27 protein-coding genes are annotated in these 24,367 nt (G+C 71.1%); 22 read left to right on the top strand and 5 right to left on the bottom strand.

The window, feature by feature from the left end; translation table 11 throughout:
• Positions 1-168 precede the first annotated feature (168 nt).
• From ACZ6NZ_RS04880 to ACZ6NZ_RS04825, 12 genes are all read left to right on the top strand, one after another.
• Positions 169-921, top strand: coding sequence for a flavin reductase family protein (locus ACZ6NZ_RS04880; protein WP_465855951.1), 753 nt, complete (start codon positions 169-171; stop codon positions 919-921).
• Positions 922-1,096: 175 nt separating this feature from the next.
• Positions 1,097-1,462 carry a DUF485 domain-containing protein gene (locus ACZ6NZ_RS04875; RefSeq protein ID WP_465855747.1) on the top strand — a complete coding sequence of 122 codons (366 nt, stop codon included), beginning with the start codon at positions 1,097-1,099 and terminating at the stop codon, positions 1,460-1,462.
• Positions 1,440-3,131, top strand: coding sequence for a solute symporter family protein (locus tag ACZ6NZ_RS04870; RefSeq protein ID WP_465855745.1), 1,692 nt, complete (start codon positions 1,440-1,442; stop codon positions 3,129-3,131). Before ACZ6NZ_RS04875 ends, ACZ6NZ_RS04870 begins: the two co-directional genes overlap by 23 nt.
• Positions 3,132-3,222: 91 nt before the next feature.
• Positions 3,223-4,200, top strand: a complete 978-nt coding sequence (locus ACZ6NZ_RS04865) for an NAD-dependent epimerase/dehydratase family protein (RefSeq protein ID WP_091396807.1) — start codon at positions 3,223-3,225, stop codon at positions 4,198-4,200.
• 76 nt (positions 4,201-4,276) lie between these two features.
• On the top strand, positions 4,277-5,503 hold the full coding sequence (locus tag ACZ6NZ_RS04860) for an LCP family protein (RefSeq protein WP_465855742.1): 1,227 nt from the start codon (positions 4,277-4,279) through the stop codon (positions 5,501-5,503).
• Positions 5,504-5,662: 159 nt separating this feature from the next.
• Complete coding sequence (locus ACZ6NZ_RS04855; RefSeq protein WP_465855740.1) at positions 5,663-6,931, top strand: LCP family protein; 1,269 nt, start codon at positions 5,663-5,665, stop codon at positions 6,929-6,931.
• Between the two features lie 262 nt (positions 6,932-7,193).
• Positions 7,194-8,069, top strand: coding sequence for an LCP family protein (locus tag ACZ6NZ_RS04850; protein ID WP_465855738.1), 876 nt, complete (start codon positions 7,194-7,196; stop codon positions 8,067-8,069).
• Positions 8,070-8,127: 58 nt separating this feature from the next.
• Complete coding sequence (locus tag ACZ6NZ_RS04845; RefSeq protein ID WP_465855736.1) at positions 8,128-8,463, top strand: rhodanese-like domain-containing protein; 336 nt, start codon at positions 8,128-8,130, stop codon at positions 8,461-8,463.
• A gap of 10 nt (positions 8,464-8,473) precedes the next feature.
• Positions 8,474-9,262: a glycerophosphodiester phosphodiesterase gene (locus tag ACZ6NZ_RS04840; RefSeq protein ID WP_366610130.1), complete on the top strand. Its 789-nt coding sequence runs from the start codon at positions 8,474-8,476 to the stop codon at positions 9,260-9,262.
• Between the two features lie 54 nt (positions 9,263-9,316).
• Positions 9,317-10,771 carry a PAS domain-containing sensor histidine kinase gene (locus ACZ6NZ_RS04835; protein WP_465855734.1) on the top strand — a complete coding sequence of 485 codons (1,455 nt, stop codon included), beginning with the start codon at positions 9,317-9,319 and terminating at the stop codon, positions 10,769-10,771.
• A 61-nt stretch (positions 10,772-10,832) separates the two neighbouring features.
• Entirely contained in the window at positions 10,833-11,255 is a 423-nt protein-coding gene (locus ACZ6NZ_RS04830) for an ATP-binding protein (RefSeq protein ID WP_465855949.1), read from the top strand.
• Positions 11,256-11,314: 59 nt separating this feature from the next.
• On the top strand, positions 11,315-12,202 hold the full coding sequence (locus tag ACZ6NZ_RS04825) for a DUF5926 family protein (RefSeq protein WP_465855732.1): 888 nt from the start codon (positions 11,315-11,317) through the stop codon (positions 12,200-12,202).
• Here ACZ6NZ_RS04825 and ACZ6NZ_RS04820 read toward each other — a convergent pair.
• A complete protein-coding gene (locus tag ACZ6NZ_RS04820) occupies positions 12,189-13,403 on the bottom strand; it encodes an arginine deiminase (protein ID WP_465855730.1) in 1,215 nt (404 codons plus the stop codon). The genes ACZ6NZ_RS04825 and ACZ6NZ_RS04820 overlap by 14 nt on opposite strands.
• A gap of 163 nt (positions 13,404-13,566) precedes the next feature.
• On the opposite strand from ACZ6NZ_RS04820, the gene ACZ6NZ_RS04815 reads away from it, so the two are divergent.
• The 5 genes from ACZ6NZ_RS04815 (at position 13,567) to pheA (ending at position 17,063) form a co-directional block, all read left to right on the top strand.
• Positions 13,567-14,304, top strand: a complete 738-nt coding sequence (locus ACZ6NZ_RS04815; RefSeq protein ID WP_465855728.1) for a hypothetical protein — start codon at positions 13,567-13,569, stop codon at positions 14,302-14,304.
• A gap of 170 nt (positions 14,305-14,474) precedes the next feature.
• The gene (locus tag ACZ6NZ_RS04810; RefSeq protein WP_355004481.1) at positions 14,475-14,933 is read left to right on the top strand and encodes a hypothetical protein; all 459 of its coding nucleotides are present in this window, start codon (positions 14,475-14,477) and stop codon (positions 14,931-14,933) included.
• A 74-nt stretch (positions 14,934-15,007) separates the two neighbouring features.
• Entirely contained in the window at positions 15,008-15,397 is a 390-nt protein-coding gene (locus tag ACZ6NZ_RS04805; RefSeq protein WP_465855726.1) for an ACT domain-containing protein, read from the top strand.
• A gap of 84 nt (positions 15,398-15,481) precedes the next feature.
• Complete coding sequence (locus ACZ6NZ_RS04800) at positions 15,482-16,099, top strand: hypothetical protein (protein ID WP_465855724.1); 618 nt, start codon at positions 15,482-15,484, stop codon at positions 16,097-16,099.
• Between the two features lie 10 nt (positions 16,100-16,109).
• Complete coding sequence (gene pheA, locus ACZ6NZ_RS04795; RefSeq protein ID WP_465855722.1) at positions 16,110-17,063, top strand: prephenate dehydratase; 954 nt, start codon at positions 16,110-16,112, stop codon at positions 17,061-17,063.
• Between the two features lie 49 nt (positions 17,064-17,112).
• On the opposite strand, the gene ACZ6NZ_RS04790 is transcribed toward pheA, so the two are convergent.
• From ACZ6NZ_RS04790 to ACZ6NZ_RS04780, 3 genes are all read right to left on the bottom strand, one after another.
• Positions 17,113-17,832, bottom strand: coding sequence for an AIM24 family protein (locus ACZ6NZ_RS04790; RefSeq protein WP_465855720.1), 720 nt, complete (start codon positions 17,830-17,832; stop codon positions 17,113-17,115).
• 128 nt (positions 17,833-17,960) lie between these two features.
• Positions 17,961-18,308 (bottom strand): metallopeptidase family protein, encoded by a 348-nt coding sequence (locus ACZ6NZ_RS04785; RefSeq protein WP_366610277.1) that lies wholly within the window; start codon positions 18,306-18,308, stop codon positions 17,961-17,963.
• Positions 18,309-18,457: 149 nt separating this feature from the next.
• Positions 18,458-18,889 carry an OsmC family protein gene (locus ACZ6NZ_RS04780; RefSeq protein WP_366610113.1) on the bottom strand — a complete coding sequence of 144 codons (432 nt, stop codon included), beginning with the start codon at positions 18,887-18,889 and terminating at the stop codon, positions 18,458-18,460.
• A gap of 131 nt (positions 18,890-19,020) precedes the next feature.
• Here ACZ6NZ_RS04780 and ACZ6NZ_RS04775 point away from each other — a divergent pair, with 131 nt between their 5' ends.
• The 3 genes from ACZ6NZ_RS04775 to ACZ6NZ_RS04765 all read left to right on the top strand — a co-directional run bounded on the left by ACZ6NZ_RS04775 (position 19,021) and on the right by ACZ6NZ_RS04765 (position 21,568).
• Positions 19,021-19,761 carry a hypothetical protein gene (locus ACZ6NZ_RS04775; RefSeq protein ID WP_465855718.1) on the top strand — a complete coding sequence of 247 codons (741 nt, stop codon included), beginning with the start codon at positions 19,021-19,023 and terminating at the stop codon, positions 19,759-19,761.
• A gap of 173 nt (positions 19,762-19,934) precedes the next feature.
• Complete coding sequence (locus tag ACZ6NZ_RS04770) at positions 19,935-20,756, top strand: HAD family hydrolase (RefSeq protein ID WP_366610109.1); 822 nt, start codon at positions 19,935-19,937, stop codon at positions 20,754-20,756.
• The gene (locus tag ACZ6NZ_RS04765; protein WP_465855716.1) at positions 20,756-21,568 is read left to right on the top strand and encodes an HAD family hydrolase; all 813 of its coding nucleotides are present in this window, start codon (positions 20,756-20,758) and stop codon (positions 21,566-21,568) included. The genes ACZ6NZ_RS04770 and ACZ6NZ_RS04765 overlap by 1 nt, the downstream gene beginning before the upstream one ends.
• A gap of 2 nt (positions 21,569-21,570) precedes the next feature.
• Here ACZ6NZ_RS04765 and ACZ6NZ_RS04760 read toward each other — a convergent pair whose 3' ends face one another.
• Complete coding sequence (locus tag ACZ6NZ_RS04760; protein WP_465855714.1) at positions 21,571-22,167, bottom strand: bacterial proteasome activator family protein; 597 nt, start codon at positions 22,165-22,167, stop codon at positions 21,571-21,573.
• Between the two features lie 84 nt (positions 22,168-22,251).
• Between ACZ6NZ_RS04760 and ACZ6NZ_RS04755 the strand changes: the two genes are divergently transcribed.
• Together ACZ6NZ_RS04755 and ACZ6NZ_RS04750 are read left to right on the top strand one after the other, a co-directional pair.
• On the top strand, positions 22,252-23,049 hold the full coding sequence (locus ACZ6NZ_RS04755; protein ID WP_465855712.1) for an alpha/beta hydrolase family protein: 798 nt from the start codon (positions 22,252-22,254) through the stop codon (positions 23,047-23,049).
• An 81-nt stretch (positions 23,050-23,130) separates the two neighbouring features.
• Complete coding sequence (locus tag ACZ6NZ_RS04750) at positions 23,131-24,318, top strand: ABC transporter substrate-binding protein (RefSeq protein WP_366610103.1); 1,188 nt, start codon at positions 23,131-23,133, stop codon at positions 24,316-24,318.
• The last annotated feature ends 49 nt before the right edge of the window (positions 24,319-24,367 follow it).

Raw genomic sequence — 24,367 nt, 5'->3', positions numbered from 1 at the left:
GGACCGATGTGTCACCGCGAGCGTGATGTCTGTGAGGCATCACTATGACTCACCAGCATCACGGTCATTCGGGCATTGCCCTCCGCCGAGCCGACCGCGCCGCAGCCGGGCGGCGACCCCATCGCCCCGGGCGGCCGGAGGGCCGAGGTGAGCCGGCCGCACCTGCCGATGCGGCCACTCTGGCGGTGCCGTGGCTGCGGCGCGCTCTGGCCGTGCCAGCCGGCGCGGCTGGCGCTGCTGGCCGAGTACCGGGACGACCGGGTGGGGCTGATGGTCTACCTGGGTGCCCTCATGACGGAGGCGGGTGATCAGCTCACCCGCCTCAACGGCCGGCCCGCCGACCTGCACGAGCGCTTCCTTGGTTGGGCGAGGGCCCGGGGCGGCACAATGTTTCACGTGAATCATGAGCCGGGTGCCGAGATCCACCACACCGACCCGTTCGCGGTGCCGACCGGGCAACGGTCGCCGGTACGCCGGCTGCGTGGTCGCCTCGCCGCACCGGTGACCCTCTGGACGGCGCCCGGTCCGGCCGGGCTGACCGTCTCGTCCACGCTGGTGGCCGAGGGGGAACCCGACCGGCTGCTCGGGCTGATCGACCCGGAGTCCGACCTCTGGGCGGCCGCCGAGGAGTCGGGTCGGTTCGCCGTCACGCCACTCGGCCCGCCACACCGGCAGCTCGCCGACCGGTTCGCCGGCCTCTTCCCCGCACCGGGCGGGCTCTTCGCCACCGGCGCGTGGAACGAGACGCCGTACGGGCCGGTTCCGGCGGACGCCGGCGGCTGGGCCGGGTGCCGGCTGGACACCGCCCGGGAGTACGGCTGGGGCCTGCTGGTCGAGGCCACCATCGAGGCCGTCGACCTGACCGGGGAGGCCACCCCGCTGCTGCACTACCGGGGCCGCTACCACGAGCTGCCGCTCTGAACGGACGCCACACCACCGGCGACCGATCACCGCAGTGACCTGAGTCACTTGGCGCAGCCAGCCAACCGCTCGGCGCACTCGCCGACCGGCGTCGATCTCAGCCTTCCCTGCTGGGGAGTGCGCTCTTTACCGTGCGCGAAACTCCTCTGACGCCTGTGAAGGTGGTGATCCACAGATGTCCACGGACACACCCGCTCCGGCCGCTCCCCAGTCGGACAAGTACCTGGCCGTACAACGGTCGGACGAGTTCGCCGGGCTGCGGCGTGCGCTGCGCGGCTTCGTCTTCCCGATGACCGTCGCGTTCTTCCTGTGGTATGCGCTCTACGTCATTCTCTCCGCGTACGCCCGGGACTTCATGGGCACGAAGCTGTTCGGCAGCAACATCAACGTCGCACTGGTCTTCGGCCTGCTCCAGTTCGTCTCCACGTTCGTGATCGCCTGGCTCTACTCCCGGTACGCGGACCGGAAGATCGACCCCATCGCGGACCGGATCCGCGCCGAGATCGGGGAGGTGACCCGTGAAGACGGTTCACGCGGTTGAGTCGTTCCTCGCGGCCGAGGCGGGCAATCACACCGCTCGCAACCTGACCATCACGCTCTTCCTGGTCTTCGTGGCGGTGACCCTGGGCATCACCATCTGGGCCAGCCGGCAGACCAAGACTGCTACCGACTTCTACGCGGGCGGCCGGTCCTTCTCCGGCTTCCAGAACGGCATGGCGATCGGCGGCGACTACATGTCGGCCGCCTCGTTCCTCGGCATCGCCGGCATCATCGCGTTGTACGGCTACGACGGCTTCCTCTACTCGATCGGCTTCCTGGTCGCCTGGCTGGTGGCCCTGCTGCTGGTCGCGGAGCTGCTGCGCAACTCGGGCCGGTACACGATGGCGGACGTGCTGGCCTTCCGGATGCGTCAGCGTCCGGTGCGTACCGCGGCGGCGGTCTCCACCATCACGGTGTCGATCTTCTACCTGCTCGCCCAGATGGTGGGCGCCGGCGCGCTGGTCGCGCTGCTGCTCGGCATCCGGCCGGGGACGACCTTCCTCGGCATGGACGCGGCCACCGCGAAGGTTGCCACCATCATCATGGTCGGCACCCTGATGATCATCTACGTCACCGTGGGCGGCATGAAGGGCACCACCTACGTGCAGATCGTCAAGGCGTTCCTGCTCATGGGCGGCGCGCTGTTGATGACCATCCTGGTGCTGGCGAAGTTCAACTTCAACCTGTCGGAGCTGCTCGGCCAGGCGGCCGCCGCATCCGGCAAGGGCAGCGCGTTCCTCGAACCCGGGCTCCGGTACGGCGTCGAGGTCGCCGGCAACTCGACGCAGACGTTCTACAACAAGGTCGACCTGCTGTCCCTGGGCATCGCCCTGGTGCTCGGCACCGCCGGTCTGCCGCACATCCTGATCCGCTTCTACACCGTGCCGACCGCGAAGGCGGCCCGTAAGAGCGTGCTCTGGGCCATCGGCATCATCGGCACCTTCTACCTGCTCACCCTGGCCCTCGGCTTCGGTGCGGCGGCGCTGGTCGGCAGCCAGGCGATCACGGCACAGGACAAGGCCGGCAACACCGCCGCACCGCAGTTGGCCGAAGCCCTCGGCATCGACTTCTTCGGCGGCGAACTGGGCGGGGCAGCCATGCTGGCGATCATCGCGGCGGTCGCCTTCGCCACCATCCTCGCGGTGGTCGCCGGGTTGACGCTGGCCTCGTCGTCCAGCCTGGCGCACGACTTCTACGCGAACGTGCTGAAGAAGGGTGAGGCGTCGGAGCGGCAGGAGGTGCGGGTCGCCCGGATCTCCGCCCTGGGGATCGGCGCGGTGTCGATCGCCCTGTCGATCTACGCGCAGAACCTCAACGTGGCGTTCCTGGTGGCGCTGGCCTTCGCGGTCGCCGCCTCCGGCAACCTGCCGGCGATCCTCTACAGCCTGTTCTGGCGGCGGTTCAACACCTCCGGCGCGGTGTGGTCGATCTACGGTGGTCTGCTCTCGGCCGTACTGCTGGTGTTCTTCTCGCCGGTGGTCTCCGGTGCGGCGACCTCGATGTTCCCCGACCACGACTGGCAGTGGTTCCCGCTGTCCAACCCGGGCATCCTCTCCATCCCGTTCGGTTTCCTCTGCGGGTGGATCGGCACTGTCATCTCCAAGGAGCACGACGAGGACAAGTACGCGGAGCTGGAGGTGCGCGCCCTCACCGGCGCCGGCGCCCACTGATCGCGGGGCACCTGTCGAGGGGTCCCCTGTTGACGTCGCACGTCAACAGGGGACCCCTTCGGCGAATTCGGCGGTCGGTAGGCTGAACCGCATGAAGGTTGCTGAGCGCTTTGGTTCCGATCACCGCGTCCTCGTCACCGGCGGAGCTGGCTTCGTCCCGTCACACCTGGTGGACGCCCTGATCGCCCGAGGCTGCACGGTGGTGGCGCTGGACAACTTCGTGACCGGCTCCAAGGAAAACGTCGCCCACCTGCTGGATCGGCCGACCTTCACGCTCGTCGAGGCGGACATCTCCGACGGTCTGCCGACCCACCACCCGGCGTTGGCCGAACGGTTCGACGCGATCCTGCACATGGCCTCTCCGGCCAGCCCCACCGACTTCGCCCAGTTGCCGGTGGAGATCCTCCGGGTCGGCTCGGTCGGCACCCTGCACCTGCTGGAGCGCGCGGTCGCCGACGGCGCCCGGTTCCTGATGGCCTCCACCTCCGAGGCGTACGGAGACCCGAAGGAGCACCCGCAGCGGGAGACCTACTGGGGCAACGTCAACCCGATCGGGGTCCGCAGCGTCTACGACGAGGCCAAGCGCTTCTCCGAGGCCGCGACGATGGCGTACCACCGCTACCGCGGGCTCGACGCGGCGATCGTCCGGATCTTCAACACGTACGGCCCGCGGATGCGCCCGGACGACGGCCGCGCCATCCCCACCTTCATCTCCCAGGCGCTGCGCGGCGAGCCGATCACCGTGCACGGCACCGGCAACCAGACCCGGTCGATCTGCTTCGTCGAGGATCTGGTGCGCGGCATCCTGCTGCTGCTCGACTCGACCGAGACGGGCCCGGTCAACTGCGGCACCGAGCACGAGCTGACCATGCGGCAACTCGCCGAGTTGATCGTGTCGCTCTCCGACAGCACCTCGAAGGTGACCTATGTCACCCGCAGCTCGGACGACCCGGAGATGCGCCGACCGGATCTGACGCTCGCTCGGGAACTGCTCGGATACGAGCCGTCGGTCGCGCCCGAAGATGGCCTGCGACGCACGATCGAGTACTTCCGGTCGCGGCTAGGGTAACCGGATCTGCGCGTACCGCCTGCCGCTGAGTGTCGCCTGAAGGCGGCAGTGGCTCCCGCTACGTACCCTGAATTACATGTCCGCGACCTCGTCTGCCGGCGTCCCGCATCCGCACCTGCACCGCAGCGCCGGGCGCGCATCGGTGCCCGGCCCCGATCGGGGCGCCTCCGGGCGTGCCCGTCCGACCGAGGCGCGCTTCTACCCGTCGTACGACGAGGAGGAGCCCCGCTCCGGCGGCCCGGCGGGGCCGAACGGGCCTGGCGGCCCGGGTGGCATCGGCGGGTCGGGACGGCGCGGCCCGGGACCGCGCTGGGGCCGGATCGCCCTGGTGGCCGGGGCCGCGGTGCTGGTGCTGGCGCTGCTCGGCAGCGTCGGCGCCTGGTTGTACGCCCGCAACCTCAACAGTGACCTGGCCCGCACCGACCCGTTCGCGGAGATCACCGGTGGCCGGCCCGCCAAGACCGTCGACGGCGCGCTGAACATCCTGCTGGTCGGCAGCGACTCACGGGACGCGGACGCGCCGGTCGACAGCAAGAGTCAGTGGCGCGCCGACACGATCATCGTCATGCACATTCCGGCCGACCACCAGGAGGCCTACCTGGTCTCCATCCCCCGGGACCTGTACGTGCCGATCCCGGAGAGCGCCGGCGCGGACTGCGGCTCCGGTTCACGCGCGAAGATCAACGCAGCGTTCGCGTTCGGTGGGCTGCCGCTGGCGGTACGCACCGTGGAGTGCTTCACCGACGTTCGGATCGACCACGTGATGGCGATCGACTTCGGCGGCTTCAAGGAGGTCACCGACGCTCTCGGCGGGGTGGACCTCAAGGTGGAACGCACCATCACCTCGATCCACAAGCCGTACCGGACCTTCACCAAGGGCACCAACCACATGGACGGCGCGGAGGCCCTGGACTGGATCCGGCAGCGCAAGCAGTTCCCGGACGGGGACTTCGCCCGGATGCGGCACCAGCAGGAGTTCCTCCGAGCCCTGATGGACAAGGCGGCCAGCAGCGGCACGCTGGCGAACCCGAAGAAGCTGAACGATTTCCTCAAGTCGGTGACCGCGGCCGTAACCGTCGACCAGACTTTCTCGGTTACAGACATGGCGCTGCAGTTCCGAAACCTGCGCGGCCAGAACCTCACCTTTGTGACCAGCCCGAACTCGGGCAGCGACACCATCAACGGCGAGTCGGTGGTGGTGTCGGACCGGGAGAAGGCGCTCGCGATGTACCAGGCCATGTCCGCCGACACGATGGCCGACTGGGTCAAGGCGAACCCGCCGAAGAGCAACGACGGCGGCTGACCGCGGCCCGGCCGGCACCAGCCGTTCGGATCATCGAGCGGCGACGATCGACTGAGTCTGCGAAATTCGACGTCCGGATTGACCCGGGATGAACTCGCCAAGTCGATTTGATGTACGTACAGTGGTGCCGCCCCCTCCTGATCACGAGCTGGAGCACGCATGCCGGTTCAGGCCAGTCGTCGCCCTTCTTCCTCCGGGTCCGCCGCCCCCAGCGGTCGAGTCGCTGCGGCCATACCCACGCAGGCACGCCCCTCGGGGGGCGGGCCGGGCTCGCGTCCGCCCGGTAGCGGTGGCGGTGGTGGCGGCGACCGCCCGGGTGGCGGTGGGTCGAAGAAGCGGACCAAGCGCAAGGACCCGCTCTGGGCCCGGCTGACCGTCGTCTTCGGTGCCGTGCTGATGCTGAGCAGCGGGGTGGCCATCGTCGGCAGCAAGGCGTTGATCGGGCAGGCGACCGGCGGCATCGCGAAGGGCAACCTGCTGGGTGATGCCGGCAAGTCCGACGCCGAGGGCGGCGCGAGCCTGGACGGCCCGATCGACATGCTGCTGCTCGGCGTGGACGCGCGGGAGCGCTGGGCCGCCGACGACGTCCGTTCGGACAGCATCATCGTCCTGCACATCCCGGCCACGCACGACCAGGCGTACCTGATCTCGATCCCCCGGGACACCGAGGCGCAGATCCCGCCGTTCAAGAAGAGCGGCTACGGCGGCGGCTCCGGCAAGATCAACGCCGCGTTCCAGGCCGGTGCCGCCAACGGTGGCGGCTGGGAGGGCGGCGCCCAGCTGATGGCCCAGACGATCAAGCGGCTCACCGGGATCAGCTTCGACGGCGCGGCGATCATCAACTTCGGCGGCTTCAAGAACGTCATCGACACCCTGGGCACGGTGCGGATCTGTGTCAGCCAGGAGGTCAAGTCGCTGCACATGTCGTACGTCGACGGCAAGCCCATGTGGAACGCGGACGCCAAGAAGACCGGCAAGCAGCGGACCCCGGTGGTGCACAAGAAGGGCTGCCAGGAGATGGAGGGTTGGGCCGCGCTCGACTACTCCCGCCAGCGCAAGTCCCTCAAGAACGGCGACTACGACCGGCAGGCCAACCAGCAGCAGCTGATCAAGGCGATGGCGAAGAAGGCCACCGAGGGCGGGATGTTGTCCAACCCGGCCAAGATGAACAACCTGATCAAGGCGGCGGGCAAGGCGTTCGTGCTCGACACCGGTGGCGTGCCGATCGAGGACTTCATCTTCACCATGCGCGGGGTCACCGGCAACGAGCTGACCATGCTCAAGACCAACAACGGCACCTTCAACGCCAACGACAACAACACCGAGGGCCTGAACGAAGAGACCCTGGCGATGTTCCAGGCGGTCAAGCAGGACAAACTCGCCGAGTTCGTCTTCACCCACCCCGAGGTGATCTCCACCCGCAAGTGAGGCCGGGAGTCGCGGAAAGCCAGCGACGACCTCCTCACCGCCCGTAGCCTGACGTGAACGGGTTTCACGTATCGGCTGCGGGGAGGCGGTCACGTCCAGGTGGGGACGGAACGCAGCGGGTCGGGCCGGAGCGGCCCCGTCCGCCCGGTCGCCCCGCGCCCGTGGGCCGCGGATCCTGCTCGGCATCGGCCTGGCCCTCGTTCTGCTGGCCGGGCTCGCCGTGGCCGGGCTCAAGACGCTCAGCCACCGCTACGACCGCACGGTGACCAAGGAGCAACTGCTCGACGCCGACGCCCGCACCGAGCGCACCGACCTGGACGGGCCGCTCAACTACCTCCTGGTCGGCTCCGACCGCCGCCCGGGCGACAGTGGCCCCGACCAGCGCTCGGACACCATCCTCATCGTGCACGTCCCCGCCGGGCAGCGGGAGGCGTACCTGGTCTCCATCCCGCGTGACCTGCTGGTCGCCATCCCGCCCGCGAACGGCTTCGGCGGCGGGCAAGACAAGATCAATGCCGCGTACGAGCACGGCGGCGGCGGGCAGGCCGGCGCCCAACTGCTCTCCGCCACCCTGCACCGGCTCACCGGCATCCGGTTCGACGGTGCCGCGCTGATCGACTTCTCCGGTTTCCGGAAGGTCATCGACCTGCTCGGCGGGGTGGAGATGTGCGTGGACACCGAGGTCCGCTCGATCCACACCAACCGGGTCTTTCCCACCGGCTGCCAGCAGATGGACGGCGCACAGGCGCTCGACTACGTCCGACAGCGCTACGACCTGCCCGGCGGCGACTACGACCGGCAGCACCACCAGCAGCAGCTGCTCAGGGCGATGCTGGACAGCGCCGGCAGGGCGGACCTGCGAAGCAACCCCGTCAAACTGGACCAGGTGCTCCGGGCGGTCGGCGGCTCGTTGACCGTCGACACCAACGGCGTACCCCTGGAGGACCTGCTCCTCGCGCTGCGCGCGCTGCCGCCCGACGGGATGCGCGGCGTCCAGGTGCCCTCCTCGCCGCAGACCATCGACGAGGTGTCGTACGTGGTGCTGGACAACGGCGGCAGCGGGCTGTTCGAGGCGCTGCGCGACACCCGGGTGCCGGCCTGGGCGCAGGCCAACCCCCGCTGGGTGACCCGGTTGTGACGGTGCCGACGGCCCGGTCGGTGTCGAACCGGGCCACGAGGATCTAGTGTTGCTTCCTGTGTTCGGACCCCAGGTTCCCGCAGTGCCCGTGACCGAGATCACCGACGAGACCTACCTGCTGGATGTGCGGGAGGACGACGAGTGGGCGGCCGGCCACGCGCCCACCGCCCACCACCTGCCGATGATGCAGCTGCCGGCCCGGCTGGCCGAGGTGCCCACCGACCGGGAGGTGGCGGTCGTCTGCCGCTCCGGCGGGCGATCCGCCCAGGTCGTCGCCTATTTGATCAACAACGGTTGGGAGCAGGTGCGCAACGCCGACGGCGGGATGCGCCAGTGGGCCGCGGTCGGCCGACCGGTGGTCGACGCGAACGGGCAGCCCGGCCAGGTCATCTGAGGCCGGCGCAATGGGCGGGCCACTGGTCTTCGCGCACCGCGGCGCCTCGTTCGACCTACCCGAGCACACCCTCGCCGCGTACCTGCGCGCCCTCGACGAGGGCGCCGACGGCCTGGAGTGCGACGTCCGGCTGACCCGCGACGGGCACCTGGTCTGTGTGCACGACCGACGACTGGACCGCACCAGCAACGGTCGCGGTCTGGTCAGCGCGCGTACGCTCGCCGAACTGGACGCCCTGGACTTCGGCTCGTGGCACCCGGGCAGCGCGCCGGACGGCGACCTGCCACCCGACGAGTCACACACCCGGCTGCTGACCCTGGCCCGGCTCCTGGACGCGGTGCTCGCCGCCGGGCGGCCGGTCCGACTGCTGGTGGAGACGAAGCACCCGTCGCGCTACGGCTCGAACGTGGAGCGGCGGCTGGTCGGCCTGCTGCGCCGGTACGGCCTCGCCGACCCCGCGCCGGACGACCCGGTGCAGGTCACCGTCATGTCGTTCTCCCCGCTGGCGGTCCGTCGGGTGCGCGAGCTGGCCCCGACGCTGCCCACCGTGCTGTTGCTGGAGGTGCTGCCGCGCTGGCTCCGGTTGGGGCGGCTGCCGTTCGGCACCCGGATCGCCGGGCCGGGCATCGGCCTGGTCCGGGCCCGTCCGCAGTTGCTGCCCGCGCTGCGCGCCGCCGGCAACCAGGTGTACGTCTGGACGATCAACGAGCCGACCGACCTGGAGCTGGTGCTGGCCGCCGGGGTGGACGGGATCATCACCGACCGGCCCGCGTACGCCCTCGCCCGGCTGGACCGCTGACCCATCGACCGGGCGGGGGTGCCCAAAACCGGGCCGGCGGGGCAGACTCGGCACATGCCGGAGCGTATCGATTTCCCCGCTCTCCTCGCCGGCCACACCGTCGTGATCGAGATGATCAACTCTGGGGACGCGGGCCTGCCGGTCCTCACCCAACTTCTCCGGGTGGCCCAGCCGGCGCTCGGCGCGGCCGGGATGGCGTTCGTCGAGTTCGGCCCCACCGGCGGTCGCGTCATCGCCGCGACCGGCGCGGCGGAGTGGGCCCTGGGCCGACCACTGGCGATCGACGACCCGGACACCGTCTGCCTGCTCACCGGGCCACGGGTACGCCAGACACGGGTGAGTGACCTCAACGGCAAGCTGGCCGGCGAACTGGCCGGCAGCGGCCTGCGCCGGATGGTCGTCTCCCGGGCCGAGATCGGCGGTCACACCGTCGGCAGCCTGCACGCGCTCTACCCGGGCGACGACGATCCCGGCGCCGAGCAGCAGGGGGTGATCGCCTACCTCGCCTCCTGCGTCGGGCACATGTACGGCGACCAGGGTGGCCTGCCGGTGCACGGCGACGGCCCGGTGGTGGCGGCCCTCGCCGACGGGCTGGCCGTCGTCGACCGGGACGGGCACGTCCGGCTCTGGAACCCGGCCGCCGCCCAGGTCACCGGCCGGACGGTCGCGCAGTCGCTGAGCCGCCCGCTGCCGTTCCCGCTGCCACCCTCCGGGCAGGTTCGGGACCACCGGATGCCGGACGGCCGCTGGCTGCGGATCACCTCCGGCGACCTGCCCGGCCCGGGAACGTTACGGGTGGTCACCTTCCGCGACATCACCGACCAGCAGCGCCGCGACCACGACCGCGAGCTGTTCGTCGCGGTGACCAGCCACGAGCTGCGCACCCCGGTCACCGTCATCAAGGGGTACGCGGACACCCTCACCGACCACTGGGAGTCGCTGACCGACGTCGACCGACGGCAGGCGGCCCGGGTGATCGGGCAACGCGCCAACGAGCTGGCCCGGCTGGTCGACCGGCTGCTCAGCTCGGCGGCCGAGGTGGGGCCGGGCGACGACCCTCCCACCCCGTTCGACCTCGGTGAGGCGCTGCGTTCCGCCGTCGTCGACCTGCCGGCGGAGCTGCGCCGCCGGCTGGTGTTGCGCCTGCCGAGCGACCTGCCCAAGGCGCTCGGTCACCGGCCCAGCCTGGCCACGGTGCTGACCGAGTTGACGACGAACGCCGGCAAGTACTCGGCACCCGACTCTCCTATCGAGATCACCGCGTCGGGCGACGGTCACCTGGTGGCGTTCCGGGTCAGCGACCAGGGCATCGGCATCCGACCCGAGCACGTGGAACGGGCGTTCGACAGGTTCTGGCAGGGCGAGTCCGGCGACCGGCGCGGCTATCCGGGAGCCGGGCTCGGGCTCTATCTCGTCCGCCGGATCGTTGAACAACAGAATGGATGGGTATCCCTACGTCCGAGGACCGGCGGCGGTACGGTCGCAGAGGTGCGGCTACCACGCGGTTGACCAGGGGTGGCGCGACGTGGAGGCGACGGTGGCAGCGGCAACGAGGGATCGGGCCTGGTGCGTGGTGGTTCCCCACCACCCGGGCGGCGCACGGCTGGCCCGACACCGGCTCGCCGCCGAGCTGACGAATGTCGTACCCCCGACGATCCTCGCGGACCTGATCGCGGTGCTCGCGGAGCTGGTGGGCAACGCGGTGCGGCACGCCAGACCCCTGCCCGGCGGCGTGATCAGGGTCGCCTGGCACCTGCGGCCCTCGGTCGAGGGCACACTGATCCAGCTCCGGGTCACCGACGGCGGCAGCGCGAGCAGCGGGCCACGGCTCCGGACGGCCGGTCTGGACGCGGCGGACGGACGCGGCCTGCACATCGTGGCCGGCCTGGCGACCCGTTGGGGCGTCGAGCAGGACGGCATGGGCCAGCGCGTCTGGGCGGAGTTCGACCGGGTGCCGGCACCCCGGCCCGACCTGGTGCCGGCGGCGGGCTGAGGCCGACTCGGGCGGGTCCCGGTCACGGCGAACCGCTCGGGGCTCTAGGCTGTGACGCCGTGAGTAAGCGTCGAAAGAGCCAGCGCGCCGCCGCCGACACCACCCCCCGTCGCGACAAGGTGCGGGACGTCTTCGTGCCGCGTCCGTTCGACGGGCTGGTCGACGAGTCCGAATGGATCGCGCTGCGCGAGTTGGTGCCCGCCGCCTCCGCCCCGCTGCGGCTGGCGCCCGCCCTGGTCGAGGAGTTCGGCGACCGGACGGCGACGCTCGCCACGGTGCTGCCCATGGCCGCCCCGGCGATCACCAAGCCGGACGGCCGGGTGCTGATCGGCCTCCAGCGCCACCAGCAGTCCGGTGACGTGTCGCGGGATCTGGCCGACGCGTTGCTCAGCGCGCTGCGTGCCGAGCCGGGTGGCCAGGTGGCGGTGCCCCCACTGCCCGGCCCCGGGCCGCGGCTGCAGGACATCCTCGTGGACGGTCCGCTGGACATCACCATGCACGACGGTTTCGACTTCTGGCTCGACCCCGGTGCCGCCGACGATCCGACCGTCCAGGCGTCGCTGGAGCGGGCGAACGCGGCCATCTACCCGACGGTCCGGCTGACCGCGGCGAAGGCCGCGTACTGGTGTCAGGTCCCGGAGAAGGCCCACGTGCGCTGGGTGTTGCCGGACGACGAGGACGCCGCCCTGGACGCGCTGGCCCGACTCGGCGCGGCCGGCACGTTGACGCTCGGCGAGCAGACCAAGTTCGCCGGCATGTTCCGCGCGCACGGTCGACTCGTGCCGGTCTGGGACCTGCCGGAGGAGACCCCGGCCGCCGAGTGGGAGGAGCCGGTGGCGCAGTTCGCCAAGCGGTATTCCGAGGCGCTCACCGTCACCGACCCACTCGACGCCGCCGGCCGCCGCGCCCGTCAGGGGCTGCTCGGCCGCCAGCTCACCCTGCGCTGAGCGGGTCCCGGGTTATGGGGCAGGACATGCAGCGCGGTCCGCCCCGCCCGGAGCCCAACTCGGAGCCGGCGATCGGGATCACCTCGATGCCGGCCCGCTCCAGCTGGGCGTTGGTCTCCGTGTTGCGCTCGTAGCCGACGCAGAGCCGGGGGGCCAGCGCGAGGGTGTTGTTGCCGTCGTCCCACTGCTCGCGTTCCGCGGTGACCGGATCCAGTCCGGTGTCGATGACCCGGAGCAGGTCGAGGTCCATCGCGTCGGCGGCGGCCCGCAGGAACGGCGCCGGCCCGTCCACCCGTGGGTCCTCACCGTCCCCGCCGGCGATCACCGTGTACGCGGACAGCGTGCTGGCGATGTTGGGGTACATCAGGACGGCGTCCACGTCGACCATCGTGCACACGGTGTCCAGGTGCATGGTGGCGCGCTTCTGAGCGATCGGCACCACCAGGATCGTGTGGGCCAGGCCGGCGGCGAAGACCTGCCGACCGAGGCGTTCCGCGCCGGCCGGGGTCGTCCGCTCGCCCACTCCGACCGCGAGGACGCCGGGTGCCAGCAGCAGCACGTCCCCGCCCTCCAGGTGCTCCAGGCCGGGGCGGTAGACGAACTCGGTGCCGGCGAACCGGGGGTGGTGGCGGTAGATGGCGTCGGTCAGGGTGGTCTCGCGGCGGCGGGCCGGCATGGCCAGGCTGGTGACGCCGACCCGGTCGCCGATCCACAGCGACGAGTCGCGGGTGAAGAGCAGGTTGGGCAACGGGTCGATGACGAAGTCGTGTCGGTCCATCAGCGTGTAGACCAGCCCACCGGGCCGCTCGGAGCTGATCCGCAACTCCTCGTGGGCCAGCCCGGCGGTGAGCACGTCGGCCAACGCGGCCGGGTCCAGGTAGGAGAGGTGGTCGGCGACGCGGGCGCGCAGCGTGTCGCCGAGCCGTCGGGAGCGCAGCACCTGCTCGGTGAGTTCGGCCCGGGCGTCCGCGACGGCCAGCGTCTCGGTCAGCAGGGTGGCCAGGTAGAGCACCTCGACGCCGCGTTCGCGCAGGGCGGCGGCGAACGCGTCGTGCTCCTCCTGGGCGCGCCCCACCCAGGGGATCGCGTCGAACAGGAGCGAGTCGTTGTTGCGCGGGGTGAGCCGGGCCAGTTCGGGGCCGGGCCGGTGCAGCAGTACGGTGCCGAGCCGGCCGACTTCACTGTCGACGTAGTGGGTCACTCCCGCAGCGTAGGGCAGGGTTTAGCGGCATCCGAGAAAAGAACTGTGGATGAATATGGCATTCATCCACAGTCACTCCGGCGCTCCGGCTTGCAGAACACCCGTAGTGGCAACGTAGGGTAGTGAGGACATAACTTCGAGGGACCTTTTGCCGGAGGTCGCGATGACTGTCTTTCCCGCACGACGAGCCGTACCGTCCGCTCGGGCACTGCCGCCCGTCGCGGTGCCGCACCCCCGCGTCGAGGCGCCGGGGGTTCTCGAACCGGTCCGTCCGACACCGCTCGAATGGGCCCGCCGCCGTCGGGCCGAGCGGGGTGCACGCCGCCTGGAGGCGGCCGGGGCACGGGCACTGAGCCAACTCGACCACCTCGGGCCTGGCTGGCACGTGATCGAGTGGCCGCGCACCGACGCGACAGACGTGCTCGACCACGGTCAGGACGACCGAGCCGGGTTCCTCGCCATCGGGCCGAGTGGCCTCTTCGCCGTGACCATCGCCGATCACGGCCGGGCCCGGGTGCTCGTCGCCGGAGACGTGGTGCAGATCAACGGCAAGCGACCTCCGTACGTGGCCGAGTCCCGCCGGGACGCCAAGCGGGCCAGCAAGGCCCTCTCCGAGGCGGTGGGGCTGCCCGTTCCGGTGACACCGGTGCTGACCTTCGTCGGGTCGGGCGTGATCAGCGTCTACGGCCTTCCGAAGGACTGCCTGATGGCCACCCACCGGGAACTGGACCGGCTGCTCGTGGCCGGCGGCAGCCGGATCAGCCCCGCCACCGCCGAGAAGCTTTCCCGGGTCGCACAGCACCCGGGCACCTGGCTGAACGGCACGTACCGTCCAACCGCCGACTACCGGTGGTACGACGAGGGCCGAACGGCCGCTGACAAGCCGGCCCACCGCCGGTAACGTCACCGACGACGCCACGCGGCTCCGGTCCCCCCGTTCACCTCACCGGTCTCCGCGCCGTCACCGGTCGCCTCGGTTCACGCTGCGCGCACCCGGTGACCCGGTGCGCTCGGTGATTCCGTCGGCGACCCGCTAGCGTGGACAGTCGATCGGTGCACATAGGAGGCGCGGTGGCCCACGTCGAACTTTCGCTCTCGGAAGCGTTCGTGCCGGCGGTGCGGGCCTCGACAGAGCCGGAGTCCGACAACGTCGGCCAATGGTCGTCGACAGTCTCCCGGGCCGACGAGCCGTGCCTGCTGATCGACGCCGACACCCGGGTGGTGGCGATCTCCACGGCCGGTTGCGAGCTGCTCTGCCTCGGCGAGCCGGCCGGGCTGATCGGACGACCGTTGCTCGATGGCGGGCTCCGTCTGCTCGACTTCACCGCCAACCGGGGCGAGCTGACCGAAGCCGAGATCGACAAAATTCCGCCGCTGCTGGCGCTCTCCTCCGGCCGACTCGCCCGCGGGCTACTCAGGGTGCAGGCCGCCTCCGCGAACAGCTCCGACGCGACAGTCGACGCGATCTCCACCCCGGTGCTCACCGACGGCACTGTCACCGGCTCACTGACCTTCTTCTCCGAGGTCTGACCTGCGGCGCAGTGTGTCCTTCGCCGCACGCGGCGTTGCCGGGGAGGGTCCGTACGAAGCCGTAGGGTGCCCTCATGCTCGATATCGCTCTGCTGCCGGGTGAGTACGCTGTGTGCCGGCTGGCCGCCGGCACCACCCTGCCGTACGCGCTGTCGAGTGGGCTGCGCGGGGCGGACGTGGTGACCGTGAGCTGGACCTCCGACGGGATCTCCGTGATCTGCCCGACCGAGCGGGCGCCGGCACCGGCCGTGGTGGAGACGACCTGGCGCTGCCTACGGGTCACCGCCCCGGTGACGCCGGTCGGCGCCGGCAGCCTGGCCGCGCTGGTCGACCCGCTCGCCGAGGCACGGGTCAGTGCCGTCACGTTCTCCACGTTCGACACCGACTATCTGCTGGTGCCGACCGTCCGGCTGACCGAGGGCACGGCCGCGCTCCAGCGGGCCGGGCATCGCGTCACCGGTTGACCTTCACCCGACCGGCCGCTCACCCTACGATGGGCTCGGCCACCCCGGCCGCGAAGAATTCTCCGATGTCCCGAGGATCGGCCCGTGCCGTTCACCCCGCCCCCGCCCGCGTCCCCCTCACCGCGGTCGACGATCCACCCCCCACCGGCGGCTCCTGGCCGGGCAGCCGACCGCGTTCCGGCGCGGAACCTCGCCCGGGTCCTGCCGATCGCGCTCGCTGTCGCGGCGCTGGCCGGCTGTGGCGCCCCACCCGGGCTGGCGGAGCCGACCAGCGTTCCCACCCACACCGCAGCCCCGACACCGTCCGGCCCGAGCACCACGCCGGCCACCCCGCCGACCACCGCGCCGTCTCTCGGCACTGTCACGCCCACCCCGGACGCCGGGTTGGTCGCCACGGCCTGCCGCAGCGGGCCGACCGGCCAGCGGGTGCTGCAACTGTTGCGCGGCAGGGCCGGGGTGCTGCCGGCGAACGTCCGGGTCCAGGTCCGCACCGGGCCGCTCTGCGCCGCCGACTGGCAGTTCACAGTGCTGACGGTGACCGGGCACGAGGAACTCCAGGTGGTCACCCGGGGCGAACCCGGCTCCCCGGTGCTGGTCACCGCCGGCACGGACGTCTGCACCATCGAGGTACGCGCCACCAGCCCGGCCGGGATTCGCGCCCTCGCCTGCGACGCCGGCCCGGCCAACGGGCCGGGTGCGTAGGCTGATCGTCATGCCGGGAACACCGCCGACACGTTTCGTCTTCCTCGGGCCGGAGGGCACCTTCGCCGAGCAGGCCCTGCGCTCGATACCCGCCGCCGAGCGCGGCACCCGTACGCCCGCGCGCAGCGTCGGAGAGGCGCTGGACAGCGTCCGCGCCGGCGACGCCGACGCCGCGCTGGTGCCGCTGGAAAACTCGATCGGCGGGGCGGTGGGCGTCACGCTGGACGAGATGGCCGAGGGCGAGCCGCTGGTGATCACCCGGGAGGTGATCCTGTCGGTGGAGTTCGTGCTCGCCGCGCGCCCCGACACCCCACTGACCTCGATCCGGACCGTGGCGGCCCACCCACAGGCGTCCACCCAGTGCCGGGGCTGGTTGCGCAACCACCTGCCCGACGCCACGGTGGTCGACGTGCTCTCCAACGGCGCGGCGGCCGCCGGTGCCGGCACGGGGGAGTACGACGCGGCGATCTGCGCGCCGATCGGAGCCTCCCGGCACCGACTCACCACACTCGCCGGCAAGATCGCCGACCACCCCGACGCGGTGACCCGGTTCGCGCTGGTGTCCCGCCCCGGGCCGCCGCCCCCGCCGACCGGTGACGATCTCACCTCGCTCGCGGTCTTCATCGCCCACGACCGGGTCGGCGCGCTGCTGTCCGTGCTGATGGAGTTGGCCGTCCGTGGGGTCAACCTGACCCGGATCGAATCTCGGCCGACCGGCGAGGCGTTGGGCCGCTACGTCTTCTTCCTGGACTGCACCGGCCACGTGGCCGACGTACGCCTGGGCGAGGCGTTGCAGGGGCTCCGCCGGGTCTGTGCCGACGTCCGATTCCTGGGCTCCTACCCCCGGCACCGGTGGGCCGAGGCGGGCGAACGCCCGGTGCCCGCGCCGGCGGGCCTCTCCGACGTCGACTACGCCGACGCGGCGGCGTGGTTGACCCGCCTGCGTACCGGCGAGTTGACCTGACCGGCGCGAAGCGCTCCCGAGGCAACGGGAGCGCCCGCGCCGTTGTAGATCAGCTCAGCAGACCGCCGAGCAGACCGCCCTCCTGCTCCTGGCCACTGCCCATGACCGGCGGCTCCTCGGACGGCTGCACCACCACGAAGCCCTGACCGGCGAAGCTCATGGTGAACGACTCACCGGTGCGGCGTCCGAGCAGAGTGCCGAGGCCGAGCTGTTCGGCCCGGTGGTAGCCGGTCTGGAGGTTGGCCGACCAGCAGACCGCGGCCTGGGGGTCGACGTACGTCGGAGCGTCCACGTTCAGCACGACCGGGGTGCCCTTGGTGGTGATGGCGATCCGCCCGTAGCCGCTGAACACACAGTTGAAGAGACCGGACGAGGACGCCATCCCGGCGCCGCCGACCATCCTGATGTCGTACTGGAGGGTGGAGTCGAAGGCGAGCACGCTGCTGCCGTTGATGGAGAGGGCGTCGCCCGGCTCCAGGTCGATGATGTGCACGTCCTTGGCCAGCTCGGCGAGGAAGACGTCACCCTGCCCGGTGACCTTCATCAGCGGGACGCCCTCGCCGGTGAGCTTCTGCTTGAGGAACTTGCCGAGGCCACCCGAACCCAACGCCTGGAACTGCACATTCCCCTGGTAGGCGACCATCGACCCGACCCGGGCCATCGCCTCGCCGTTGAGCTCGATCTTCAACATCTTGGAGTTCTGCAACCGCATGCCGGGCTGCGCGGACTCCTTCTCCAGATTCTCCGCGGAGAACAGCTCGCTGCGCATGAAAGGGCCTCCTGAATAGGGTCGCGTTCGCTGCACCGACGGTAGGCGACCTCGGCAAGCACCGGCCGTCGTACGGGCGGCGCGGCGCTTTCGGGTGGCGCGGGTGGGCGGGCGTCGAGCGGCGGGGCTCAGCCCCAGCCGAGCGCGTGCAACCGCGCGTCGTCGATGCCGAAGTGGTGGGCGATCTCGTGCACCACCGTCACCGCCACCTCGTCGATGACGTCGTCGTCGTTGTCACAGATCCGCAGGATCGGGTGGCGGTAGATGAAGATCCGGTCGGGCAGCACGCCGGAATAGTCCCAACCGCGGTCGGTGAGCGCGTGCCCCTCGTAGAGGCCGAGCAGGTCGACCTCTCCCGGTGGTGGGTCGTCCTCGACCAGGATCACCACGTTGTTCATCAGGCCGAGCAGTTCTTCGGGCACCTCGTCGAGGGCTTCGCCGACCAACTCCTCGAAGCGCTCACGGCTCATCTCCACCGGCACCTCGCCCATTGTGCCCGACGCGGGGGCACGCGGCCCGGCCCTGCTGGACGACGGCGACCGTCACCCGCACGTGCACGGAAGGAGCGACCACCCGGAGTCGGGCGGAGGCTCCTTCCGTGGGCGTACGGTGTGGGCCGGCTGGCTCAGGCAGCCAGGCGGGCGTTGAGGGTGATCTCGGCGCCCGGCGAGAGCAGGCGGGAGATCGGGCAGTTGGCCTTGGCGGCCTCGGCGAGCTTCTGGAACTCCGCCTCGTCGATCCCCGGGACCTGGCCGACCGTCTCCAGGTCGATCCGGGTGACGGACATGCCGGCGTCGGTCTTGTCCAGGTGCACCTTGGCGGTGGTCTCGACCGAGGTGGCCGTCGAGCCCGCGTCGGCAAGCGCCTTGGAGAACGCCATCGAGAAGCAGCCGGCGTGCGCGGCGGCGATCAGCTCCTCGGGGTTGGTGCCCTCACCCTCCTCGAAGCGCGACTTGAAGGAGTAGTTGCCGGACAGGCCGCCCTTACCGGTGCGGACGGTGCCCGCGCCCTCGGTGAGATTGCCCTGCCACTGTGCTGAAGCGGTACGGATAGGCATGGGGCAAACGCTAGCGGAAAGGCGACCCTCGGGCGACAGACCGGCACGCGCGCCAGCCCTGCGATCCCGGTCACCACCAGGTTGCTGTGCCATGATGCGACTCAGGTCCGTGACCGGCGGAAGGGTGGCCGATGTCCGAGGAGCTTCCGATCCCGCGGCAGGGCGACCGCTCCGAGGCCCCGGCGGTGATCGAGTGGGGTGCCGAGGAGCCGGCCCGGCGACGCCGCTTCGCCTGGACGATGGCCGACCTCGCGCAGGATCCCCGGCTGCCCCTGCTGCTCGCCGGTCTGGGCGCGGTGGCCGCGATCGCCTCGCTCGTCGGTGAGTGGCTGGTGATGAGCCTGCCGAACGGCGGGCCGGTGGGCAACACGACGATCGAGGTGCCCGCGGGGGTGTCCGAGGTCGGTGGCTTCGGGGTCGGCTACCTGGTCGGGCTGCTCGCCCTGGTCTGCGCCGTGGCGCTGACGTTGCGCGGCACGGCGGCCGTACGGCCGAACGCCCGCCTGGCCGGCCTCACCCTGGCCGGTGCCCTGCTGGTGCTGCTGGTGGCCGCCACGGCCGGCCTCGACAACCCCGGTCAGCGGAACTTCTTCTATTCGCTCGAGGACGGCTTCCGGATCGAGTACGGCCGTGGGCTGGTGATGGCGTTCGTCGCCTGTGTGCTGTTCGCTGCCGCCCTGCGGCTGACCCCCGCCGCACCCTCTGGCGGGTTCGACGGCCCACCGGACGACGACCGGCCCGGCGACGCGCCGGCACCGCGCCCCCGGCGCCGCCGCCGGGACCCCGACCCGATCGAGGACGGCCTGCCGTCTCCGGCCGACCTGACAGTCACCCCCGCCGCCCCCTTCGCCCGGCCCGACCCCCAGCCCTGACCGGCCCCCCTTCACCCGCCCACCGCCCGGGAGTGGGTGGGAGTTGGCGTCCGATTCGCCTGGAAGTCATGGATGCGACCCGTTCCGCGAGGTACGGTTGCTGACCCGCCGTCACTCCGAGACTCGGGTTCCCTGACCCTGGTGGTGCGACGGCGGCGGGCGAAGGAGGAACGATGACCCGCCCGGGACTACCGAAGTTGATCGCGACCGACCTCGACGGGACGCTGGTCCGCAGCGATGACACCGTCTCCGCGTACACCCATGGGGTGCTCGACCGGGTGCGCGCCGCCGGGATTCCGGTGGTCGGCGCTACCGGACGCGGCCCTCGGTTGACCGAGTTGACCCGCAACGACATCCGCGCCGCCGACTTCCTGGTGATGGCCGGCGGTGGACGGGTGGTCGACCAGAGCGATCCGAGCGGCCCGGTGGTGCTCCGCGACGAGCGGCTGCCCGCCGAGGTGCTGACCCGACTCCTGGCCGACCTGGAGGCGGAGGTCGGCCCGCTGACCGTGATGGTCGAGGCGTCCGACGAGCACGACGCCCCGCTGTGGGGCGACTACCACGAGAGCTGGCCGTACCAGGACCGCTTCGAGGCGCGCACCCGCGACGAGTGCCTCGCCTGCGACGTGATCAAGGCGTTTGCCAGGACCGCCGACCATCACGTGGACGAGCTGCTGGCGGTGGCCCGCCGGATCGTTTCGCCACAGGTCGCCACACTCACCCAGGCCGGGCTCGGCTTCATCGAGATCTGCCCGCCCGGGGTGGACAAGGCGACCGGGTTGACGGTGGTGGCGCAGACCCTCGGAGTCGACCCGGCCGATGTGCTGGTCTTCGGTGACATGCCCAACGACCTGCCGATGTTCGAGTGGGCCGGCTGGTCGCGGGTGGCCGTGGCCAACGCGCACCCGGAGCTGCGTGCCGTCGCCGACGAGGTGACCCTGCGCAACGACGACGACGGGGTGGCGGTGTATCTGGACCGGCTACTGTCCCGGTAATGGGAGACACACCCCGCCTCATCGCCACCGACATCGACGGCACGCTGATCCGCGACGACCACACCGTCAGCCCACGCACCGCCGACCTGCTGGCGCGGATCTCCGCGCAAGGCACGCCGGTCGTCCTGGTCACCGGCCGTCCGGTCCGCTGGCTCAAGATGGTGTACGACCAGCTCGACCGACCATTGCCCGCGGTCTGCGCCAACGGCGCAGTGGTCTACGACCCGTTCTCCGACGAGGTGGTGCGGGCTGACCCGCTCGCCCCGCACCACCTGGCCGAGGTGGCCCGGAGGCTACGGGCCGAGGTGCCCGGGATCAGCTTCGCCGTGGAGATCCTGGACAGCCGGGAGATGCGGCACGAGGCGCACTACCCGCTGCGCTGGGACGCCGACGCCAGCGGCATCCGGCCGGTCGAGACGCCGGAGGAGTTGCTCTCCGTCCCGGCGGTGAAGCTCCTCGCGAGAGCCGGCGAGCAGGACCCGGATGCCTTCGCCGAGCTGATCGCCACGGCGGTGGCGGGGTTGGCCGAGGCCACGCACTCGTCGTCCTCCGGGCTGGTGGAGATCTCGGCGGCCGGCGTGACCAAGGCGGCGGGGCTGGCCTGGTACTGCGACCAGCTCGGGGTGGCAGCGGCAGACGTGCTGGCCTTCGGCGACATGCCGAACGACGTGCCGATGCTCACCTGGGCCGGGCGTGGTGTGGCGGTGGCCAACGCGCACCGCGCCGTCCTGGCGGTCGCCGACGACGTGACGACGGCGAACACCGAGGACGGCGTGGCGGCGTACCTGGAGAAGATCTTCGGGGTGGACTGAGGTCAGAGGTACTGACCGGTGTTGTGGCCCTCGCCGCCGCCCGGCTGGCCGATGCCCGGCATCCCGGGGACGACCCCACCGGGGCCGCTGGGCAACGCCTGCCGGCCGCCGCGCATCTGCTCCAGCTGCACCCGGGCGGCCATCTGCTGGGCCACCAGGGCCGCCTGGATGCCGTGGAACAGACCCTCCAGCCAGCCGACGAGCTGGGCGTGGGCGATCCGCAGCTCGCCCTCGCTGGGGGCCTTGTCCTCGGCGAAGGGCAGCGAGATGCGCTCCAGCTCGTCGCGGAGCTCGGGGGCGAGGCCCTCCTTCAGCTCGACGATCGACCGCTCGTGGATCTCCCGCATCCGGCTGCGGCTGGCGTCGTCGAGAGGCGCGGCCTTCACCTCCTCCAGCAACTGCTTGATCATGCTGCCGATCCGCATCACCTTGGCCGGCTGTTCGACCAGGCGGGTCGGGTCCTCGCCCTGACCCTCGTCGGTCTGCATCGTGCCGATCGGACGGCCGTCCGGACCAACCACCACCACCGTGCCGGAGTGGCCGGAGTCGTCGGGCTCGTCGTTCTGTCCAGCGGAGCGCGCTTCGGTCATGGGGTCCATCTTTACCCAGCGGGCGCAACCCATGCCGCCCGGGACCGACTACCGGGGCTGAACCACCCGGGCGGGGCGCGCTACCGTCGCGCCATGCCTGTCGACCCGCGCGCCGTGTTGACCCGGCCCGCGCCGGAGCCCGACCGGACCGTGGCGTACGGGGACCACCCGGATCAGGTGGCCGATCTGCGCCTCCCGGCGAGAACCGGGCCGGCCCGACCGCTGGTCGTCGTCCTGCACGGCGGCTTCTGGCGGGCCGAGTACGACCGACGGCACACCGGCCCGCTGGCCGCAGCCCTGGCCGCCGACGGTTACCCGGTGGCGCAGCTGGAGTACCGCCGTACCGGGCAGCCCGGAGGCGGCTGGCCGGGCACCCTCACCGACGTACTGACCGGGGTGGCCGAGCTGCCGGCGCTGGCCGCCGAGGCGCTGCCCGGCCGGGTGAGCCTGACCGCGCCGATCCTGGTCGGGCACTCCGCCGGCGGCCACCTGGCGCTGTACGTGGCGGGCACCGCACCGGCGACGGTGGGTGGAGTGCTCGCCCTCGCTCCGGTGGCCGATCTGGGCGAGGCGTACCGGCGGGATCTGGACTCGGGCGCGGTCGCCGCTCTGCTCGGCGGCGGCCCGGGGCAGGTCCCGGACCGGTACGCGGCGGCGGATCCACGAATGTTGGTACCGATACAAACACGCACGGTAGTCGTTCACGGCTCTGACGATCATCAGGTTCCGGTGGAGATGAGCCGGGATTTCGTCGCGGAGGCGCGTGCCTCGGGTTCCGATATCTCCCTTGTTGAACTGCCCGGATGCGAGCATTTCGGGCTGATCGACCCGGAGTCTCCCGCCTGGCCTCCGATCCTTGCCGTGTTGCGGTCCCTGCACGATGATCATTAGCCATTGACGCAGCGTCGCGGACCAGGTAGAACGCCGTTGGGGCGGTGTTCGGCCCTGCAACGCTTCCGTGGAAGGAACTCGGTGTCGCAGATGAATCGCAGGCGGGCGCTCCAACTGATGGCCGCGCTCGGAACCACCGGGTTCGTCGCCGCGTGCGGCTCAGACGGTGACGCCGAGCCGACCGCCGACCGGGGCCCGATCAAGATCGGTTTGATCACGCCGCAGGCCGGTGGTTTCAAGAGCATCGGCGATGACATCACCAATGGCTTCCAGCTCTTCCTCGACCTGCACGACCAGCGGCTGGGCGGCCACTCGGTGGAGCTGCTGACCGCCGACGAGGGCGATACCGCGAAGACCGGCAAGGCTGCCGTCGAGGGCCTGCTCAAGCAGGGCGTGCTGGCGCTCACCGGCGTCGTCAACTCGGCGGTCATGGTCGGCATCCGGGACACCGTGGAGCAGGCCCGGGTCCCGCTGATCGGCTCCAACGCCTCACCGAGCAGCCTGCAGAGCGTCTTCTACATCTGGCGGACCTCGTACGTGCTCGACGAGGCCGGCAAGGCGCTGGGCCGCTACATGCGTGACCAGCTGCCCGCGAACGGCCGCGTCGCGATCATCGTGCCGGAGAACGTCGGCAGCCCGGACGTCGTCCGCGGCTTCCGGGAGGACTTCGGCACGAAGGACCCCCGGATTCGCGACGAGGTGACCTACACCAGCGCCACCTCCAACCCCGGCAAGACGACGTACGTCTCGGACATCAACAAGGCGCTGGCCAAGAAGCCCACAGCGGTCTTCTGCTTCTTCGCGGGAGCGGCGGCGGTGGAGTTCATCAAGCAGCTCCGCGAGAAGTTCGCCGGGCCGATCTACGCACCCGGCTTCCTCACCGAGGGCAGCGTGCTGGAGAACCTGAAGAGCAACGCGCTGGGCATCCAGACGGCGCTGAACTACTCGGCCGACCTGAACAACACGTCGAACCGGGTGTTCGCCTCGGCGTACCGCAAGAAGTACCAGGTCACCCCCACGACGTACGCGATGGCGTCGTACGACGCGGCGCAGGTGCTCGACCAGGCCATCCAGCTGACCGGTGGAAAGCCCACGCCGCAGCAGGTCAACCTGGCCCTGGGCAAGATCGGCCAGATCGACAGCCCGCGTGGCATCTGGCAGTTCAACCAGCCGCGTACCCCGCAGCAGAAGTGGTACCTGCGTGAGGTCCAGCGCGACGGTCAGGTCATGTCGAACGTGCTGATCAACGAGCTGGCCACGCTGGGCTGAACGGGCCCACCGACGGCACGATTCGGGGCCGGTCTCCCAGCGGGAGGCC

The organism is Micromonospora sp. NPDC047756, from assembly GCF_055587245.1.
The sequence above is the reverse complement of the archived record's forward strand: the minus strand, read 5'-3'. Positions and strand labels throughout refer to the sequence as shown.